The organism is Cloacibacillus sp. (genome assembly GCA_036655895.1).
Taxonomy (GTDB): Bacteria; Synergistota; Synergistia; order Synergistales; family Synergistaceae; genus JAVVPF01.
In genome coordinates this window covers 42508-62132 of record JAVVPF010000005.1, presented here as the reverse complement: position 1 = coordinate 62132, position 19625 = coordinate 42508, and the positions used below count along the sequence as shown (strand labels likewise).

Genomic DNA, 19625 nt, shown 5'->3' with positions numbered 1-19625 from the left:
TTATGCTCCCCTCTCTCTTGTTAGATAGACATATATTTGTATTGCGGTGATCAGTTCGCCTCTTGCCTTTGGCTCCGTCGCCCACTCATAAATTGTTTGTGAGAACTGGCGGTAGGCCTCCTTTTTTGTCTCGTCGCTCTTGGGCTCCAGCCGCGTCAGCAGGTAGGCGCATCGCGCAATGTTGATTTTGTTATCGGCTCCCCGCAATAGTTGGAGCAGTTTGTATAGGAAGGCCCGGCCGCGCTCAGAATCTTCTGCGTCAAGAAACCCGCCTATCAGGCGCAGTTTTGGCGTAACGCCCGCGGAAAAATCGTCCCATTTATAGGTGTGGCTGCCGTCCGCTGTAAAGAGCGTGATGGAATCTTTTCCTTCCGCCTGCTTTGATTTTGCTTCAAGCTCCGCAGCAAGTCGCGCCCCCCGGTATATTGGAAATTTATAGGGGTAGACGGCTATGCCAGCCGATAGGGTAAGGCTCCCGCCTGTGAATTTTTTAAAGGCGTCGCGTATTTCGACCGCGCTTTCCACTATGTCGTCCCATGCTCCCACCATGAAAACGTCGTCGCCGCCGGAATAAACGATGAGCGCTTTTTTGGCGTGGGGGGAGGCTCCAAAGAGCGAGAAGCAAGGAGCGCCTTCGTCTTTTGCATTCAATAACGTATTTAAATGATATTTGAAGAACATAGAAAGCTGTCTGGAAAGAGCCGCGGTGCGCGAAAGCGTTTTGTAGCGTTCTTTCTCTTCTGCGCTCAACGCGGAGCCTGCGCGCTCAAAGCCGGAGGTGAAGGCGCGCCCGAGGTTGTCCACGTCGGCGCGCAGTATGGCTATCCTTTTGATTCCGGCGGCCTCCGTTGCAAGCCTGTCAAGGTTTTTGTCGTAAACATAGTCTCCCATATATAGGTTGGTGCTGTAGTTCCAGCCGGTATGCGGGTTGTTTTTGCTGTATATTCTTATGACGCCGCCGGTTTTTATTTCAGCAAGTGCCTCTTCGTAGCTTTTAAACTGTATGTACCTGGGCTTTTCGTTGTTATAGATATTGGGGAGGTTTATACATTTGCCTCGCTCCGGCTTCGTCTCACTAACTGCTGCGAATATGTCCGTTTTGAGGATGTCGGAGGATATTTCCGCAAAGGACGCACACCAGGAGCAGATATCCTCCTCCAGACGCAGCGTTTCAGATTTTCCGCATATCCTGCATTCGCGAGCTCCGCTTTGGTTCCCGGCTTTGTTTAGGGCGCGCAGCTCCTGCGCGTCATACCGGCGCAGCTTCTTCTCGGCGACCGTGCGGCTTAAGGTTTTGTATAGGGCGCTGTACGGCGATTTTTCCGCGGGTATGTTTTTCAAGGTGTTTGCGGAGACGGGGCTCCATGCACAGGCTAGATATAAGAGGTTGTCAAACTGCTCTCTAAGCCAACGGTTGACGCCTCTTTCAAACTTTTGAAGCGCGTCCCGCGTTTTACTTGTGTTTGGCAGCAGCAGATAGCTGTGCCCGCCCCCTGTGTATATGAGGTTGGCCCGCGAGAGCCCGCATTCTTCCAATATTTCGTCCATCAGATATTCCATGAGCAGTTCAAGGATGAAAGACCTGCTGCGCAGCGACTTTAGCGCGTCTTTTGAGCCTACCTGGTAGATGAATTTCTGGATGCCGGAGAAGTCACAGGAGAAGAAGAGAAATGCCTCTTCTTTCATAAATTCCCGTTCGTTTTCTAACAGTTCTTTTTTATAGTTTTTTCTGTCGGATTCATCCAAATAGGCGCATATCGAAGCGGCTACCGCCGCCGTTATTTTGCTGTGGTCAAACAGTGAAATATCCGCCACCTCTTTTGTGCAGGTGCTCGACGGTACAAAAGAGAGGATGTTTTCAAGCTGGCATAGGAGAGAATTAATATAAGAGCTGCTGGAGCCGATGCTCTCCAATTCATCTTTCAGCGCTCTGGTCTTTTGCTGGTAGAGCGGAGCCGTCAGCTTTGCCACCTTTTCCGTGGGATAGTTTGCCGCAGGGGAAAGAGAAAGCGGTTCGTATGACAACGCGCGGCGGCCGCCGTTCATCAGATTGAATACGGAGGCTAGCGGAAGAGTCTTTATAAACGGCGCTTGCGCGGCATTCTCTCCCTCCTCCTGCGCCTCTTCGCGGCGGTCGGTTCCGGCTGCGATGTTGTCGGCGATGTAAACTATATAGGCCGGAGAAGATGGGGAAAGCTTGGCTCCTACAAGCGCCTTTTTGTGATGATAGCGCAGACAGTCCAGAATGTCGCCGGCCTCGGAAAATGGGGCTATATTTTTCAGCCACCTATAACCGACCGCGCTGTGAGTGCCGCTGTCTATTTCAGCTCGGTAGACGACCTTTCCTATATCATGGAGCAGGCCGCCTATCGCCGCCGTCTTTTTAGATTCGACCACTTTATCACCCTCCGCTTCATAATATCTGCTGTAGACAACTACGGTCAAACAGCTTTAACGACTTTCTATGCTATGAGCGCGTCTTTTAGTTGCCTGTTCATATCGCTATAAGAGCCGGCTATTCTGCCTTTTGGGATGCCGCAAAGTTCCGCCGCCTCAAAGAGCATTTTCAAAATATCTTTAGGGGTGGCGGAGAGGCCTTTTTCTTTTATCTTTTTCTCTATCAATTCCGGCGTAATGGCTATGATTTCGTGAGCCGCGATATTTCTGACGGCAGATTCTATTTTTCTTATATTTTCTAGGAGAGTCAGGGTCTTCTTGTCTGAGCAAAAGGCCTTTACAGCGCAAAGAAGGTTTTCCGAGGAAAGGTAGCCGTCTTTAAAACCGTTGAATTGACAGTCAAGGGCTTCAAGTATCCTTACGCCCTCTTTTGTAGTTTCGAGCTTGGCGTGGGTAAGCCATAGGCTGTATTCGCCGCGTTTCTCGCAATATTTTTTCATATCGATCTTAAAATGTTTCTGCATATAATATTCAAACAGATCCGCAATGAGCGGAGTGATGCCTCGGATAAAATCAGCTAATTCTTGACGCTTTATTTTTATGTCAAGCCACAGCAGATATTCGGCAATATTTTTCAGCCCCGCCTCCTCCACTGGGATGATTTTAAAGGGGGAATTTTTTAAATAAGAGGGGATGGCGTTTAGGTTGAGCTGCTGACGAGCGGCGGCCGCTCGCAAAAGGTTCATGGCGTCAGGTGTTATCTTGTCTTCCATCTCCTCCGCGATAGAAAGGGCGGCGGTGTAGTCAAAAGCTGCAATGTGTTTAAAAATACTTTCTTTTTTTATTCTCGCCGTAAGATTTAGGCTGCTTGAGAGCTCCGACCTGTCTATAAATGTCGCGTCGTCGTTGTCTGCGTTGCAACCCCATTCAGTTTCTAAGTCGAAAATTTGGGCAACGTCTTTACATGTATTACTTTTTTCTTCAGGAGTGGCAACCTGAATCGCCTTCATCCCCCTTATTGAGCCAAGGGCCGACAGCATCTGGAGGGCGCTCTTCATTGCAGGGGTGCCGGAGGAGACGTTCAGGAGTATTTCGGTGTCGCTGTCTTCCTTTTTTATATCTAACAGGCGCTTTTCCAGGTCTTCATAAAATGGGTCAAATTTGTGTACGTCCTTTTTAAATGGGCAGCGCTGGATTTCTATTTCAAAGCTATGCCCCAGCTTTTCGCCCAGCAGCTCAAGAGCGGCCGTATAACGCCGATCTTTGTTTTCATAGGCCAGCATTTCATCAGAAAAATAAATGATGATTTTTGACGGCCTGTATAATCTCGCGATATGGAGCAACGCTCCGTCGCGGCAGTTTGCTATGGGGTCTGTAGATCCTACAGGAGAGAAGAGAACTTTCTTGTTCTTTTGCATCGTTATCCTCCTTTTTGTCGTCTAAAAAAGTGAATAAGTTGCCGGTCTCTTTGCATGATTATATCAGAATTTACACTCAATCAGCAAAAGGATGATTTTAAGATATTGAAACAATTGAGCGTTTTATAAAACCTTTATTTCATTGCAAGTTGCTATGTGATAATCTAATCAGACAATCAGCGTTTTTTGTTTCTGGGCTTTCTATTAAAAAATATGGACAGACATTTTTATAAAGAGGAGTGTTGTAAATGGCCGTTAGTATTCTTAACAATGTGATAGGGCCTGTTATGCCTGGCTCTTCCAGTTCGCACACGGCGGGGCCGTATCATATTGCCAAGCTTTTTAGAGGCTTTGCGGGGATGCTGCCGGAGCAGATAACCTTTACTTTTGCCCCGGGAAGCTCGATTGCCGGGTGCTGCCGCGAACAGGGCAGCGATTTAGCTCTTATTATGGGTATTTTAGGATTGCCTTTAACTGACCATAGATTTAAGCGGGCAAAGGAATTATGCCGTGAGGCTGGCGTCGCCGTCCTCTTTGACGTTGCGCCCTTCTCGGAGGCATGTCATCCAAACAGTATAAAGATAAGCGCCGAAATGGGCTTTGGGGCGATGCTTACCGCCGTTGCCGATTCCACGGGCGGGGGCGCTTTTTTGATGCGCCGGCTCAACGGCTGCCCCGTTGAGATCGACGGCGGCGCGAATTACCTCTTTATAGAGTCTCAGGAGGAGCTTGAAGCAGGGGTGACAGGTGGCGCGGGTGAAGTCCACACGTCACAGGCCGACGGCAAATTCTTCACGCTGCTTTCATCTTACACGCGCTTTTCGCCCGACCTGATAGAAAAGCTGCGCAAGGAGGAGAGCGTGGTTGATATCAAGCGCGCGGAGGCGGTCTTCTTCCCGCCGGTAGGCTATGAGATATATACGGACGGCGCGGGGATGGTGAAATACGCCACAGAGACGGGGCTCTCTCTTGGGGAGGCGGCGCTTGAATACGAGTCGCGCCTCCTTGGGAAATCAAAGGAAGAATTAAACGCGGCTATGGACGCACGGCTTGCAGTTATGGAGGCAGCGGTGGCGCTTGGGCTTTCTGACGACTGCCCGGGCATGTTCCTGCTGCGACCTTCCGCGAAAAAAATAATGGAGGCGGAGGCCGCCGGCCGCCTTGCGCTTGGCGGCATTCACACTAAGGCCGCGGCGCGCGCTATGGCTGCGATGCAGGTCAACAGCGGACAGGGGATAGTCTGCGCCGCGCCGACGGGCGGCTCTGCCGGGGTGCTCCCGGGCGTGGCGGTGACGCTGCTTGAAGATTTAAAGATGCCGCGCAAAACGGTGCTTAACGCGATGTGGGCGGCGGGGGCGGCGGGATGGGTGCTTGCAAAGCGCGGCACTTTTGCCGCAGAGGTCTGCGGCTGCCAGGTGGAGATCGGAGCTGCGGGCGCAATGGCGGCAGCCGCTGTGACCTGCGCCGCAGGTGGCACGGCCGCGCAGGCTGCGGACGCGGCAGCTATAATGTTCCAGAACGCGATGGGGCTGGTCTGCGACCTTGTGCAGACGACCGTTGAGCTGCCGTGCCACACGCGCAACGCCTCGTTCGCCTCGCAGGCCTTCGTCTGTGCAGACCTCATTCTGGGCGGCTACGTCAACCCGATAGGCATCGACGGCACGGTGGACGCGGTCTATTCAAGCGGAATGATGCTGCCGCCGGAGCTGCGATGCACCTCGCTTGGCGGAATAGCTGCGGCACCCGAAGCAAAAGCGATGAAACGGCTGAGATAGCTGCCGTCAGAAAGATGTTCAAAAGTTTAGCTTGACATCTTTTTGCGGCTCGTGTATTATTCACTTTACTTACGAAAAGCGGTAAAGATTTTCGACGCGAAAAGGAGGCTTTTGTGATGGGAGAGGCAATATCTAAAAAACGTTATTACTATTATTACTCTTATGCTTATCCCCGCACATACGATGCCTCGGGGCTTTTGGTGTTTTCCGCGAAGTAACAGACCGCATAGAGTAATTCATGTGAGTGCCACTTCAAAGGACCGCCGCCCGCAGGGGCAGCGGCCCTTTTTTGTATGCTCGCGAAAGAATTTTATAGTTTATATAGAGAATTTGAGAGGAGAATGTAATATGTTTGGAACGGATCTTTGGGTAGTTTGCGCGGGAGCCTCGCTTCTTTGGAGTACGGCCTGGTCGGTCGTAATGATCGCAAGGAGGGCCGTATAAAATGTTCACCTTCGCGCCGCTTTGGATAGGCTACGCTCTTATACTCGTCCTTATAGCAAAATACTCGCGCAGCCACGACGCGCTGCTTCCAGGAAAGGTCGGCGTCGCGGTGCAGGCGCTGGCATACGTCGCCACCTATATTTCAGCGGTGGCGCTCGTAGGCTTCGGCGGCCTCTGTTACCTTTTCGGGCTTCAGATGCTTCTTGTGGCGGCGGGCAACGTATGGTTCGGAACGTGGTTCGTGTACAAATACCTTGCTTGGCCGACGCGCCTCTGGCAGAGGAAGCTTGACGCGCGCACGCCCGCGGAGCTGCTTGCAAAGGCCTATCAGATACCGGTGCTACAGACGTTCATCGGCGCTATATCCGTCGTTCTCTTGGTCATTTACGGCTCTGCGGTCTTCAAAGGCGCAGCTGTGATGGTGGCGGGGGTTCTTCCAATCTCAGAAAGCGCGGCGCTTTTTGCGCTGGTCGCCGTGGTAGGACTTTCGGTGATCTGGGGCGGTCTGCGCGGGGTGCTTTATACGGAGGCCATTCAGGGACTTGTGATGATAATAGGCGTAGGCGCGCTGCTTATCGCGCTGCTCAAAGCGGTGGGCGGCCCCGTCGCCGGATTGCAGCAGCTTGCAGCTCTTCCGCCGGCTAAGGGCGCGGACAACGGATTTCTCGCCTTAAGCAGCGGGGCGGGCGGCCTCAATGTGATCTTCCTCACGATAGTGACCTCTGTCGGAATCTGGGCGCAGCCGCAGCTTATACAGCGCCATTTCGCGCTGCGCAGCGTTGAAGAGACGAAGAAGGCGGCCCCTCTTGCGATGCTTGCGCTTTCCGTCGTCGTAGGCGGAGCATATTTCGCAAGCGCCCTTTCACGCGTAATGCTCGGCGACGGCATAACAAACCCCGATACTGTGCTTCCGACGCTGGTTCATCTGCTGCTTCCCGCGCTGGGACAACAGTTTTTCGCTCTGGCCATCGTCTCCGCCTCCCTTTCGACGGCCTCTGCGCTGCTTCATATAGCAAGCGGCAGCCTCGGACGCGACGTCTTTAAAAAGGAGCTGAAGGGCTGGTCGTGGCGCGCGGTGGTTATCCTCTGCACTCTGGGAAGCGGCCTCTTTGCTCTCAAGAGCTCGTCAATAATCGCCGTCATCTGTGCGACGAGCTGGACGCTGCTTGCCTGCGCGATAATGGTCCCATACCTCGGACTGCTCGCCTTCGGCCCAAAAGCCGGCCCGCAGGCGGCGCTTTTCAGTTCGCTGGGAGGCTTCTTCGGCTCCATAGCCTGGTACGCCGCGGCCTACGCCTCAACGTCAAAGGCAATTACAGGCCTTGCCGCCCCCGCCCTTCTTGGCGCGATACACCCGATAGTCCCCGGAGTGCTGATCTCCGCCGCGGTATTTGCGCTCTGCGCGGCTTTTGCACAGGCCCCCGCTCTGGAAAAATCACAGGCATAATCCCTTTTCTCCAAAAAGAGCAGGAGGCCGCGCGGACAGATACCGGCGCGGCCTCCTGCTCTTTTTGATTGTAAAAACTGCCTATGCCTATTTCGCCGCGTACACCCCGTCGATCAGAGTTCCGTCTCTGTATTCCACGGCGGCCAGTAGTTTGTCGTAGTTGAATTCTATCGGCTTGGGGACGCCGGTCAGTTTTTCTATTTCGTTTTTTAGATCCGTTATCTCTATTACTGGAAGCTTCGCCTTTCGCGCGGCCTCCGTTATCTCGGGGCGGCGGCTGTTTATGCAGATGCCGCGCTCGGTGACGATGGCGTCTACCGTTTCGCCGGGGGTGGTTATGGTCGTCACTTTATCTTTTATTGAGGGCACGCCTCCGCGGAAGGAGGGCAGAACCACTATCGAAAGCGCAGCGCCGGCCGCCGTGTCCTGGTGTCCGCCTGAGGCGCCGCGCAGAACTCCGTCGTTGCCAGTCAGGACGTTTACGTTGAAGTCTGTGTCTACTTCTAGCGCGGCCAGTATGACGCAGTCGAGGTTGTTGACGAGCGCTCCCGCGTTGAACGGGTTCGCGTACCATGAGGCGTCTATCTCTATGTGGCTCGGGTTTGCTGCCATTGATTTTGTGACGACGGCGTCGAAGGACTGCACGTCAAATACGGTGCGGAACATGCCTTTGTCGTGCATTGCGGCCATGTAGCCTCCAACTCCGCCCAAGCCGAAGCTGCCCGTGATACCTTTTTCGGCCATGTATTCCTCAAGGTAGACGGCTGCGGCAAGGCTCGCGCCGCCAACTCCCATCTGGAAGGAAAAGCCGGGGCGCACGACCTCCGCCGCCTTCATTAGGCGGAAGGAGTCCTGCGCGATGCGGAGGTCTACGGGGCTTCTTGTGATGCGCGCAGCACCCGTCGCTATTTTTGCGGGGTCGCCTATGCTTTCAACGGTCACCACCTGGTCTACATGGTACTGCGGGATGGAGATTTTGGGTGAAAGCGGATATTCGACGAGGTTGTCTGTTACGGCTATGACATGGGCCGCGTTTCTTGCGTCAGTTATGGCGTATCCGAGCGAGCCGCAGGCTGATGGGCCTGTGCAGCCGCTGATGTTTCCAAGACAGTCGCAGGATGGAGCGGCTAAAAAGGCTACGTCTATTTTTATGGAGCCTTCTTCGATGGCGCGCGCGCGTCCTCCGTGGCTGCGGATAACGACGGGGATATCTACTTCGCCGCTTGAAAGCAGCTGTCCCAGTTTGCCGCGCACTCCGCTTGTGTAGAGTTTGTTTATGAGGCCGCTTTTTATGTAGTCGGCGACGCAGTCGTGCGCGTCCGGTATGGAGCTTGGCGCGAAGGTGAGGCCTTTGAAGCCCATCGCCTGAAGCTCAGCAAGCACCATAGGGATGACGGCGTCTCCGTTTCTAAGATGATGGTGAAAAGATATGGTCATGCCGTCCTGAAGGCCGGAGTTTTCTATCGCGGCGCGAAGAGAGGCGGCGCGTTTGTCGCGGCTTGGGAGCGCTGCGCGAAGCGGTTTTTGCGCGGCGGCGGCTCCACGCATTGCCGCGATACGATCAAAGGGCGCGGAGTAGGGCATGAAAGCGCCGACGCCGGGGACTTCCGTCGGAACAAGCCGGCCAAGCGAATTTATAACATTTTTCATTAGAATCCACCTCTTTCAATGCCGTAAAGCTCGGCGAGTTCGAGAAGATGCACGGATCTCGCGACTACCGGCGCGTCGACCATTTTGCCGTCGACGGAGATGACGCCCTTGCCTTCGCGTTTTGCGGCTTCCGCCGCCTCGACGACGCGCAGCGCGCGGCGCAGCTCTTTTTCGGCTGGTATGAATGCCTTGTGGATGGTCGCCACCTGGCTGGGATGGATGCAGGCTTTTCCGGTGAAGCCTAAGCCGACTATTTCTTTCGATTCGCGCAGCAGTCCTTCGTTGTCCTGAAGGTCGGCCCACACGGTGTCGTAGGAATCAACGCCCGCTGCGTGGGCGGCTGCGACTATGCGGCATCTTGCGTAGAAAAGCTCGCGCCCCTCTTTTGTCTTTTGCACGCCCATGTCGGCGGTGAAGTCCTGCCCGCCTATCGTGAGCGCCGTGACGCGCGGGGAGGCCGTCGCCGTCTCAAAGCACCGCTCAAGGCCGAGCGCCGTCTCTATCATGGCGTGAAGCTTCACCGTTCCGGGTTCGATGCCGTTTTTTTCTTCTATTTCGGAGATGCGCCTGTCGGCGGCGAGAATATCCTGCGGGCCGTTGCACTTGGGCAGCCGCACGGCGTCGGGACGACAGGGGACCACCGCTTCCAGATCTTTTTCAAAAAATTCGGTGTCGGCGCCGTTTATTCTGACTGTTACAAAGAGGTCTTTAAAATCGAACCTCGAAAGGAAGGTCGCAACCATTTTGCGGGCGCTGTCCTTTTCTGTGAGCGCGACTGCGTCCTCCAGGTCGAGCAGGATGCTGTCGCAGCCGAAGATGGGCGCGTGCTGGATCATCCCCGGAGCGTCCCCGGGGATATAGAGCATTGAACGAGTGGCTTTCATATCTTTATTCCTCCGCCGCGCGTTCTAAGGCGCATTCAAGCCGCGCCCTTATCGTTATCTCTATGGCGCCCTGGTCCTGTATGGTGATTTTTGCGCCGCTTAAATCATTTTCTTTCAGCACATCGTCGACAAGTTTTTTTGTCCTGTCGGCAAAGATGACGCTGTTTGCTCCGTTGTATTCCAGGATCACGCCGTCTGCCGGAGATACGCAGACGCGGCAGTCGGAGGATTCAAGCGTTCCCGCCGCCGCATTCTTTAGCAGTTTCATCGTTATGGCCACCTTTCAGATGAGCGAAAGGGCGCGTCCCGTCCTGCGGGCGCGCCCTTTGATTTTTAGAGCCTCGCCGCTATCGCGTTAAGGAATTCTTCTGAGGTCAGCGATTTCTTATTGGGAATGTCAGCTATGGTGAATAGATCTTTCGTCATTTCACCGACCTCTATCGTGGCTATCGACGCTTTTTCGAGCCGGTCCGCGAACTGCGCCAGCTCTGCGTTGCCGTCCAGCTCTCCGCGTTTGCGCAGCGCGCCGCTCCACGCGAAGATGGTGGCCATCGGGTTCGTCGAGGTGCTGCGTCCCTCAAGATGCTGGTAATAATGGCGCGTCACCGTTCCGTGAGCCGCCTCGTATTCATAGATGCCGCTCGGGGAGACGAGAACTGAGGTCATCATTGCGAGGCTTCCGAAGGCGGTCGCCACCATGTCGGACATTACGTCGCCGTCGTAGTTTTTGCAGGCCCAGATGAAGCCGCCCTCGGAGCGGATGACGCGCGCCACCGCGTCGTCGATAAGGGTATAGAAGTATGTGATGCCGGCCTTCTCAAAGGCATCCTTATATTCCTTCTCGAATATCTCTTCAAAGATGAGCTTGAAGGTCTGGTCGTATTTCTTTGAGATGGTGTCCTTTGTTGAAAACCAGAGATCCTGCTTGGTGTCGAGCGCGTATTTGAAGCAGGCGCGCGCAAAGCTCGATATTGATTTTTCGAGGTTGTGCATACCCATCGCGATGCCAGGCGCCTTATAGTCGAAGATCGTCTCCTCCTGACGCTTTGCGGCGTCGCCGTCTGCCGGTTCAAAGACCATCTTTAACGTCCCGGCGCAGGGGATGTTCATCTCAACGTCCTTATAGATGTCGCCGTAGGCGTGGCGCGCTATTGTGATGGGCTTCGTCCACGTGCGCACCGTCGGGCTGATGCCGTCTATCATGATGGGCGCGCGAAATACAGTGCCGTCAAGGATCGCCCTTATTGTACCGTTGGGGCTCTTCCACTGTTTTTTAAGGCCGTATTCCTCGACGCGCTGCGCGTTCGGGGTGATTGTGGCGCACTTCACCGCGACGCCGAGCCTCTTTGTCGCTTCGGCCGACGCTGTCGTCACCTGGTCGTCCGTCTCGTCGCGATGTTTGAGGCCCAAGTCATAATATTCCGTCTTTAAATCTACATAGGGCAGGATGAGCGTATCCTTTATCTGCTGCCAGAGTATTCTCGTCATTTCGTCGCCGTCCATCTCTACGATGGGCGTGGTCATTTTGATTTTTTCCATTATATTTATCTCCCCGTCCTTAAATTTTCGTCGTGCGTTATTCTTTGTTTTCGTTCGCGTAGTAGTTCATCAGGCATCCGGCAAGGATGATATCGCGGTCGTCCTGCGTAAGGCCGGGCATCTTGAGCGTGATGGTCTCTTTTTTGCCGTCCGCTCCGATTATCAGCGCCTCGACGCTCTCATCGCCGTATTTTACGGCGCGGCGTATGCCCTCGATAAACACCCAGTCGTCGACACGGAACTTCTCTCTGTCAGCCTTGTCCGCGATGAAGGGGATCATGCCCCAGTTGATAAGGTTGCTGCGGTAGCGCTTTGTGGCGTATTCTTCCGCGAAATTCGCCTGCCCGCCGAGCACCTTCTGCGAGGAGGCGGCCTGTTCGCGGGCGGAGCCGTCTCCCGGCTTCACCGCAAAGATAGCGCTCCCTATCATCGTGTTGCCGAGCATCTCGCTCTCGCCGACGGATTCAAGCAGCGCCCTGGTCTCCGCGTTGAGCGGCTCTCTTTCGTCAAGCGCCGCCATGCGGTTTTCGTTGAGCGCCTGCACCGCCGTAGCACGCCCCACATATTTGGGGTCTTTGCGCGAAAGGGCGAACTGCGCGAGCTTTATAGGATTGGAACGCAGCGACGAGGTTTCGCCGGAGGGGATAAGTTCGTCGGTGGTAGTGACCGGGTCGGTTATGACTGAGGCGACGCGGAGAAGGATATTTTCCGTAAGCGGGTAGACGGCAGGCCACGGGCGTATGTTTGGCCCGTAGACGAGCTCCTGGCTTTCGTCGGCCTTTCCAAAACCGTGATAGACCTTCTTCTCATATATGTCGCCGCGGAATTTATACGGCTCGTCGTGCAGCAGCGAACAGAACTCCGCAGCCGAAGTGAGGACGCCGCCATTTGCCGCGGTCGCCGCGATGGAGCGCGCGTCCATGAGCGCGACCGAGGATATCTGTCCGTCTCCCGGCTTTGAGCCTTCGCGGTTTGGGAAATTCCTCGTTGTATGGCGGATGCTGAAACCGTGGTTCGAGGGAGTGTCGCCAGCGCCGAAGCACGGGCCGCAGAAGGCCGTCTTCACCACTGCCCCGGCCTCCATCAAATCTCCGATGGAACCGTTGCCTATAAGCTCAAGCATCGCGGGCTGGCTTCCCGGATAGACGGAGAGGGAAAATTCCCCGCAGCCTACGTTGCGTCCCTTAAGTATCTGAGCGGCGGCTACGACGTTGTCAAAGGTGCCGCCCGAGCAGCCGGCTATTATTCCCTGGTCGACATGTATCTTGCCGTCCTTTGAGATCTTGTCCGTAAGGTTCAGCGTTATATTTGGATTTTCAAGGCTGTCGCGCGCCTCGTCCTCGACCTTTTTCAGTATCTCGTACGGGTTCGCGCACAGTTCTTCTATTGTATAGACGTTGCTGGGATGGAACGGAAGCGCTATCATCGGCTTTATCTTGTCGAGCTCCACCACGATGGCCGCGTCATACCACGCGACGTCAGCTGGGTCGAGTTTCTTGTAGGCTTCGGGGCGGCCGTGGACGCGGAAATATTCTTCTACTTTGTCGTCCGTGCGCCAGACCGAGGTCCAGCAGGCAGTCTCCGTCGTCATCACGTCGACGCCGTTTCTAAATTCTACGGGCAGGCTGGATACGCCGGGGCCGACAAACTCCATCACCTTATTTTTCACAAAGCCATTCTTAAAAACGGCGCCAATAAGAGCAAGCGCAACGTCCTGAGGGCCTACGCCGGGGTGCGGCGCGCCAGTCAGGTATACGGCTACAACGTCCGCGCGCGGGAAGTCATAGGTGCGCTCCACCAACTGTTTTACAAGCTCCGGGCCGCCTTCGCCCACGCCCATCGTTCCAAGGGCGCCGTAGCGCGTGTGGCTGTCCGAGCCTAATATCATTCTGCCGCAGCCTGTCATCATCTCCCTCACATAGGAGTGGATGACCGCAAGATGCGCCGGTACAAACTCACCGCCGTACTTTTTCGCGGCGGAGAGGCCAAAGAGGTGGTCGTCCTCGTTGATGGTGCCGCCGACGGCGCAGAGGGAATTATGACAGTTGGTCATAACATAGGGGACGGGGAATTTTTTCATTCCGCTTGCGATCGCCGTCTGGATGATGCCGACATAGGTGATGTCGTGCGACGCAAGGCTGTCGAAGCGGATCTTATAATCCTCTTCCGTGCCGGAGCTGTTATGGTCGGCTATGATGCCCGCGGATATCGTCCCGCGCGCTGCCTTCCTTTTATCGTCAGGCAGCAGGCCAAGCGGCGTAAAACCAGCTTCGCTCACCTTCGCGTCTATCTCCGCAAGGCTTTGTCTTTCAATATCTTCCACCAGCACGTTCCCATGAAGCAGATAAGCGCCATTTTCAATAAGCCTGATCATATTTTTCCAGCTCCTTTTGCTGTTCTCTTAAATTTCCCCTAATTTGCTAAATAATTCACACTATTTACATTCCTTTTGACCGAACTTATCCGACAGCCGCGCGCTCCTTTCTTTTTATTTGATGACCCAGACGTCTTGTAAACTCTAAAATATACGTTGGTATATTATTTATTACTTACATTTATCCGGTCATATATTTAATTGTGATAGATGCTAAAGGCGCGCTCCACAAACTGGAGCTAAAAAAAATGCCGCCTGCCATATCCGCGCAGACAACACTTAAAGACCTCTGCAAATACATGCAGTGATGTCCAAAAAACAGCATCCGCCCGCGCGAATTCTTTTCTCGTCGGCTGAAACAGGTCTCCTGGCTTCCAATCCCCCTACTCTCGCATCTTCCCAAAAAATGCCGCTTTTTCAGTGATACCGCGATTTCGTCATGGCTACAGTGGCGGGGCCGCTTTGGCGTTCAACCAAATTCCCTGGCGTTTCAGACGCTAAATTTTTACGATTCGTAATATATTCTAGATATTTTTAAATGTCAAGATACAATCCCACAAAAGATAAAGCTGACATAATTATCTGTTATGATGACCAGATTTTATAAATTTTTGTTACATATAGAAAATTGTATACTACTTTTAATAACAAAAGAACGTCGGGGGCAGCGTAACGCGTATTGTTATTGCGAACGTCGTTTCAACGCGGCAAAAATTTTACCACTTTCTGATATATAATAGGTAGAGAGAGTGTCCCGCGCGAAATTATCCCAGGTTGAGCCGATTACTGCGGCTGATATGAAAGGGAACGGCATGAAATCTACAATGGTTCGCAAAATATCAAAAAACCCCATACAGGTTTTCTGCTTTCCTCCTCCGCGCCCCGTTTGGGGCCGCAGGTAAACGATGCGCGCGCTCATAAAAAAATTCGCGTTTTTGTCCACAGCCCTCTGCGCCCTCTTTTTGATCTGGCATGGCGCGGCGGAGGCGCGCGACGGCTCCGTCGTCCGCGTAGGCTGGTACGCTCAGCCGGGCTATATGGAGACGAGCGCAAGCGGCGAACGCAGCGGCTATAACTACGACTACCTTCAAAATATCGCGCGTTTTACGGGCTGGAAATATCAATTCGTCGACGGCTCGCTTACGGAACTTTACGAGGCGCTGCAAAGAGACGAGATAGACCTCCTCGGATGTATGTTTATGACCAACCGGCGCTCAAAGGAGGCGCTCTTTCCATCCCTACCGGCCGGCGAAGGACACGTTTCGCTTTTCACCGCGGCCACTAGCCCTATCGCAGAAAACGATTATTCCGCCTACGACGGCATGACCGTAGGCTATACGAGCGATTTGAATCTTAACAGATTCAAAGACTTCGCCGTGGAAAATAAATTCACCTTCATTCCCAAAAGCTACGACACCGTAGACCGCATGATGGAGGATATCGGCGCTGGAAAAATAGACGCCGGCATCACAGGAGGCATTCGCACCGGAAAAGATTTCCGCGTGCTATCAAAGTTCGCGCCGCAGCCCTTTTATTTCGCAGTTTCCCCGAAGAAAAAGGAACTTTTCAAAGAGCTTGGCGCAGCTCTTACGGAGATAAAGATACAGCGGCCATTTTTCAGCAAGGAGCTTATGGACAAGCATCTGCCTACCAACAGCACTTTTGTCACCTTCACGAACAATGAAAAGGAATATATCCGGCTCTCAAAGCCGTTCAAGGTGCTTTGCCACGACAACTGGGAGCCGTATGAATACTTTGACGAGAACGGTCAGTTTTCCGGCATAGTTGCGGATATTTTCGAGCGCATATCGGAGACTACTGGACTGCGCTTCGAATATTATACGCACTCGACGCTTTCCGTAAAAGAGGCGGACATAATCACCAGCTTCAACCACGATTATGCGGAGGCGCAGCAGAACGGCCTCTACCTTACAGACATCTATATGAGGGTGCCGTGGGTGGTGGTACGCAAAAGCGGCGTCCCGTACCTGGAGGCTGAGCAGCTCACAACAGCCGTGGTCGACAGGTTTTCCACCTATAAAGAGCTCTCCACCAAAAATTTCAAGTTTAAAAATTTCACAACCGCTTGGGAATGCGCCGACAGCGTCTGCGACAATGTGACGGACCAGGCGCTGCTCACCTCCTTCTCCGCGGAGATGCTGCTGAAAAAAGCAAAATATAAAGACCTTTCCGCAGTCGCATTGCAGGGCTACAGTCTGAACGCGGCCATCGCCATCAGAAAGAGCGCCCCGCACGACCTTTTCAGCATTCTCAACAAGACCGTGAACGCCATCTCCTCGCAGGAGATAGACAATATCGTAATACGCCAGATAGTTGAAAAGAATAAGGTCGACATCCGCGCCGTCATCGACGAGATGCCGCCCGACATCATGCTTCTTTGCATCGTCATCCTCGCCACTCTTACCGTAGCGCTCGGTTTTGCCTTCGTCACCAAAAACGGCTCCATGAAAAAGATACAGGGACTGCTCTATAACGACGCCCTCACCGGCAGGCTTTCGCAGGCAGGCTTTGAGCGAGCGCTTACTGCAAGGCTCGAAGACGGCGCAAACGACAGCCTCTGGCTCATAGATTTCGACATCTCCACCTTCCAGCTCTACAACGAGATATTCGGCAAGGAAAGCGGCGATGAGCTGCTGAAGTTCATCGCGGACAAATTCGCGGCGGCTTTTCCAAACGACCTCTTTTCAAGAATATACGCCGACCATTTTGTGGCGCTCGTGCGCTCGGACGACGCGGAAAGCCTGAGCGACAGGCTCATACAAATGACGGAGGAACTTAAATCGCAGCTTGATGAAAGGTCGGTCACGATCAATTACGGCCTTTATAAGATAGAAGAACGCTCGCTTTCGCCGCAGACGATGATGAACTGCGCCGCCGCCGCAAAACGCATGGTGAAGGGGCAGACTGAAAACTATATCGCTGTCTTTGACGGTGATATACACCGAAGGCTGATGGAGGACGCGGCCCTTATCGCAAGCTTCGACGCAGCGGTGACGGCCGGCGAGATCGTAGCCTACATCCAGCCCAAATATGACAGCGTTTCCGAAAAAATAATAGGCGGCGAGGCGCTCGCGCGCTGGATACCGGAGGGCTCCGCCGCAATACCGCCGGACCGCTTCGTAACGCTGCTTGAAAAGAGCGGGCAGATAATACGGCTTGATTTCTGCATACTGGAGCAGGTCTGCGAAATGCTGCGCCGGCGCATCAAGGCGGGCTGCGCCGTGGTGCCGATCGCGGTCAATTTTTCCAGGATGCACCTTTACGACCACGACTTTACGGCGAAGCTTGAGGCGGTGACCGCAAAATACGGCCTTCCAAACGGTCTCATTGAGGTGGAATGCACGGAAAACATCCTCACCGACGGCACGGCGATGATAATCCCCGTCTTCATGAGGCTCAAAAAAGCCGGCTTCTCAATAGCTATGGACGATTTCGGAAGCGGCTACTCCTCGCTCAGCACCTTCCTTAAAATACCTTTTGACGTCATCAAGCTCGACCGCGGCTTTCTGCTCCAGCGCGACACAGACAGGGCTCGCGCCGACGAGGTGATAAAGACGATCATCACGCTCGCGCACGGGCTTGACTTCCTCGTGGTGGCCGAAGGCGTGGAGACCGACGACCAGCTTTCGTTCCTGCGTTCGGTAGGCTGCGACGTCATACAGGGATTCTACTTCGCACGTCCTATGAAGATAGACGACTTCGAAAACAAAATATAACCGCCGCAGGCGGCGGCACGGCCGGTAATCCGTAAAGCCGTTACTTTGCATTATGCTCTTTTAAATTAGTCAATATAAATCAAATCATATAAACTCTTTTTTTAACACACGGTCGCCGCGCGTTTGCCAAAAATCACCCTTTGACTATCTTTGCGACGCCCTTTTTTGCAAACCATGCCTCCGCTCTGTCCGCAATATCGCCCTGCAAGACTATCGTTCCCTCTTCTATAGAGGAGCCGCAGCCGAGCCCTTTGCGCAGCTCCTTCGCAAGCAGTTCTTTGTCGCCGCTGTAGCCTGCCGGCAGAATGACGAGAGTGACGGTGCGTCCGCCTCGCCCCGCGCGCTCGCGCTTCAGCGATACGCGTGAGATCTTAGCCTCTTTTGCCGCGGGCGCCGGCCGCTCCTCAGGCGCGAAAGAGGCGGCGGCGTCAGCTGCGTTTTTGGCGCGTTCGCCGCTTGCTGCGTCAACAGAATTTTCCGCGCCGCGCGCGCGCGGCGCGGAAGATGCGCCGCCCAGCAGCGCGCCGAGCGAAAGCTCAAGCGGCGCTGCGTTTGACAGCGTGAAGCCCTCTTGTTCTTTTATCTTCTTTTCCTTTTTCTCTCTCATATCAGCACTCTCCCGGTTATTTACGAAATTAGGTCATTGTTATTTTCAGGAATATCGTATTTAATTATAAAGGAGGCTTGTGCGGATTGCATCAACGGGGCGCTTCTCCTGTAAAATCCTTTTGAAGTCTCTTTTCTTTGCCTGATTTTGAAAATTTTAAAGCATATACGGCGCATATACATACCGCACCTATAAGGAGAAAACTATGGACGCAGCATCTCAGTTTAATAATAATTTCCGTTCTTTTTTGCAGATGATAGCGGGCGCTCCGCATGGAGCCTCTCTTCATTTCAAGGACGGATCGCTTGCCGCGGCGAGCGGCGAGCCGTCGGCCGGCGAAAATTATGTCATTTTCAACGAAGAGGCGAGGCCGAAAGATGTGGCGGAGGCGAAGGCCTTTTTTGAGAAACGCGGCGCCTCTTTCATTGCGCCGTGGCTTCCAAGCACGCCCTACGAGCTGGCGGAGGCCTTTCAAGAAAACGGACTGCTCAGAAGGCGCATCTACACCTCTATGTACCTGCCGCGCGAAAACATGACGCCGCTTGACGGCGCGGGCTGCTTTGAAGACATTTCCGGCGCGCAGCGCAGCGACTGGGCCGAGGCGCTTTGGCTTGCATTCGGCGGAGACGGCGCTGACGCAAAGGGCATCGCGGGATATAGGTCCTTTGGGGAATATTTGGCGCAGGCTTCTGGAAACCGCGCGCTGGTGCTCCGCGACGAGGGCAGGATAGTGACGACGGCGCTTCTGCACGAAACGGCGGAGACAATGGGGCTCTATTATTTCGCCACTCTGCCGGAATACCGCAAACGTGGGCACGCGGGACGTCTTTTGGAGGCGCTCGGCGGCCTCTCGCTCAAAGCTGACAAAGAGCTATGCCTGCTCGCCACAGAGGAAGGCTTCAAGCTCTATATCAGCCACGGCTTCAAAATGATAGACAAAATCGCCATATATTCAACGTCGGCGAATATTTAATTTAGGAGGGGTCAAAAATGATCGATTTGGAGGGCCTCTGGCGTCAGGCCGGAGCCGATATGAAGGTCTGCACCACGACCGGCTCTACAAAAAACATGGTGCTTGTCGCAATCACAAACGGCGCGCGCGATTACGAGACGGTTGCGGCTGCCGTCCCGCTTTGCGGCGACAACAGCTGTTCTGCTCACAATCCATCCGGGCGCGGCTGCCATGAAAATGTGGCGGCGCTGCTTGCAGTCTACGTGCCGATTTACGAAATGATGACCGAAGGCGGCGGCTGCCGTCATCATAAAAAAGCCTAGCCGCGCTGCGGCCGGCATAAATTATCAAGTTCTGCGGCGCAGGCGCGGCGTTGAGCCAGCCAGCGCCGTTTTTTGCGC

The 19625-nt window shown here is 54.1% G+C and carries 13 protein-coding genes and 1 riboswitch; of the genes, 5 read left to right on the top strand and 8 right to left on the bottom strand.

What is annotated here, in order from left to right:
- Together cas10 and RRY12_02975 are read right to left on the bottom strand one after the other, a co-directional pair.
- Positions 1-2397: a type III-A CRISPR-associated protein Cas10/Csm1 gene (cas10, locus tag RRY12_02980; protein ID MEG2183619.1), complete on the bottom strand. Its 2397-nt coding sequence runs from the start codon at positions 2395-2397 to the stop codon at positions 1-3.
- A 65-nt stretch (positions 2398-2462) separates the two neighbouring features.
- On the bottom strand, positions 2463-3815 hold the full coding sequence (locus RRY12_02975) for a hypothetical protein (protein ID MEG2183618.1): 1353 nt from the start codon (positions 3813-3815) through the stop codon (positions 2463-2465).
- Between the two features lie 248 nt (positions 3816-4063).
- Between RRY12_02975 and RRY12_02970 the strand changes: the two genes are divergently transcribed.
- On the top strand, positions 4064-5590 hold the full coding sequence (locus tag RRY12_02970) for an L-serine ammonia-lyase, iron-sulfur-dependent, subunit alpha (protein ID MEG2183617.1): 1527 nt from the start codon (positions 4064-4066) through the stop codon (positions 5588-5590).
- Positions 5591-6035: 445 nt separating this feature from the next.
- A complete protein-coding gene (locus RRY12_02965; GenBank protein ID MEG2183616.1) occupies positions 6036-7481 on the top strand; it encodes a sodium:solute symporter family protein in 1446 nt (481 codons plus the stop codon).
- A gap of 87 nt (positions 7482-7568) precedes the next feature.
- Here RRY12_02965 and citF read toward each other — a convergent pair whose 3' ends face one another.
- The 5 genes from citF to RRY12_02940 all read right to left on the bottom strand — a co-directional run bounded on the left by citF (position 7569) and on the right by RRY12_02940 (position 13928).
- Positions 7569-9131: a citrate lyase subunit alpha gene (gene citF / locus RRY12_02960; GenBank protein MEG2183615.1), complete on the bottom strand. Its 1563-nt coding sequence runs from the start codon at positions 9129-9131 to the stop codon at positions 7569-7571.
- Positions 9131-10015: a CoA ester lyase gene (locus RRY12_02955; GenBank protein MEG2183614.1), complete on the bottom strand. Its 885-nt coding sequence runs from the start codon at positions 10013-10015 to the stop codon at positions 9131-9133. The genes citF and RRY12_02955 overlap by 1 nt, the downstream gene beginning before the upstream one ends.
- A 4-nt stretch (positions 10016-10019) precedes the next feature.
- Positions 10020-10283, bottom strand: a complete 264-nt coding sequence (citD, locus tag RRY12_02950) for a citrate lyase acyl carrier protein (GenBank protein ID MEG2183613.1) — start codon at positions 10281-10283, stop codon at positions 10020-10022.
- A gap of 65 nt (positions 10284-10348) precedes the next feature.
- Positions 10349-11554, bottom strand: a complete 1206-nt coding sequence (locus tag RRY12_02945) for an NADP-dependent isocitrate dehydrogenase (GenBank protein ID MEG2183612.1) — start codon at positions 11552-11554, stop codon at positions 10349-10351.
- Positions 11555-11591: 37 nt separating this feature from the next.
- Positions 11592-13928, bottom strand: coding sequence for a hydratase (locus RRY12_02940; protein ID MEG2183611.1), 2337 nt, complete (start codon positions 13926-13928; stop codon positions 11592-11594).
- Positions 13929-14267: 339 nt separating this feature from the next.
- Positions 14268-14436, bottom strand: a riboswitch (cobalamin riboswitch).
- Positions 14437-14833: 397 nt separating this feature from the next.
- Between RRY12_02940 and RRY12_02935 the strand changes: the two genes are divergently transcribed.
- Positions 14834-17665 carry an EAL domain-containing protein gene (locus RRY12_02935; GenBank protein MEG2183610.1) on the top strand — a complete coding sequence of 944 codons (2832 nt, stop codon included), beginning with the start codon at positions 14834-14836 and terminating at the stop codon, positions 17663-17665.
- A gap of 133 nt (positions 17666-17798) precedes the next feature.
- On the opposite strand, the gene RRY12_02930 is transcribed toward RRY12_02935, so the two are convergent.
- Entirely contained in the window at positions 17799-18272 is a 474-nt protein-coding gene (locus RRY12_02930; GenBank protein MEG2183609.1) for a translation initiation factor, read from the bottom strand.
- A gap of 205 nt (positions 18273-18477) precedes the next feature.
- Between RRY12_02930 and RRY12_02925 the strand changes: the two genes are divergently transcribed.
- Complete coding sequence (locus RRY12_02925) at positions 18478-19245, top strand: GNAT family N-acetyltransferase (protein ID MEG2183608.1); 768 nt, start codon at positions 18478-18480, stop codon at positions 19243-19245.
- 17 nt (positions 19246-19262) lie between these two features.
- Entirely contained in the window at positions 19263-19547 is a 285-nt protein-coding gene (locus RRY12_02920) for a hypothetical protein (protein ID MEG2183607.1), read from the top strand.
- Positions 19548-19625 lie beyond the last annotated feature (78 nt).

Coding starts and splice junctions, on each gene's coding strand:
- RRY12_02920 (MEG2183607.1), top strand. CDS start 19,263: ATGATCGATTTGGAGGGCCTCTGGCGTCAGGCCGGAGCCGATATGAAG.
- RRY12_02925 (MEG2183608.1), top strand. CDS start 18,478: ATGGACGCAGCATCTCAGTTTAATAATAATTTCCGTTCTTTTTTGCAG.
- RRY12_02970 (MEG2183617.1), top strand. CDS start 4,064: ATGGCCGTTAGTATTCTTAACAATGTGATAGGGCCTGTTATGCCTGGC.
- RRY12_02965 (MEG2183616.1), top strand. CDS start 6,036: ATGTTCACCTTCGCGCCGCTTTGGATAGGCTACGCTCTTATACTCGTC.
- RRY12_02930 (MEG2183609.1), bottom strand. CDS start 18,272: ATGAGAGAGAAAAAGGAAAAGAAGATAAAAGAACAAGAGGGCTTCACG.
- RRY12_02955 (MEG2183614.1), bottom strand. CDS start 10,015: ATGAAAGCCACTCGTTCAATGCTCTATATCCCCGGGGACGCTCCGGGG.
- citF (MEG2183615.1), bottom strand. CDS start 9,131: ATGAAAAATGTTATAAATTCGCTTGGCCGGCTTGTTCCGACGGAAGTC.
- RRY12_02940 (MEG2183611.1), bottom strand. CDS start 13,928: ATGATCAGGCTTATTGAAAATGGCGCTTATCTGCTTCATGGGAACGTG.
- RRY12_02975 (MEG2183618.1), bottom strand. CDS start 3,815: ATGCAAAAGAACAAGAAAGTTCTCTTCTCTCCTGTAGGATCTACAGAC.
- citD (MEG2183613.1), bottom strand. CDS start 10,283: ATGAAACTGCTAAAGAATGCGGCGGCGGGAACGCTTGAATCCTCCGAC.
- RRY12_02945 (MEG2183612.1), bottom strand. CDS start 11,554: ATGGAAAAAATCAAAATGACCACGCCCATCGTAGAGATGGACGGCGAC.
- RRY12_02935 (MEG2183610.1), top strand. CDS start 14,834: ATGCGCGCGCTCATAAAAAAATTCGCGTTTTTGTCCACAGCCCTCTGC.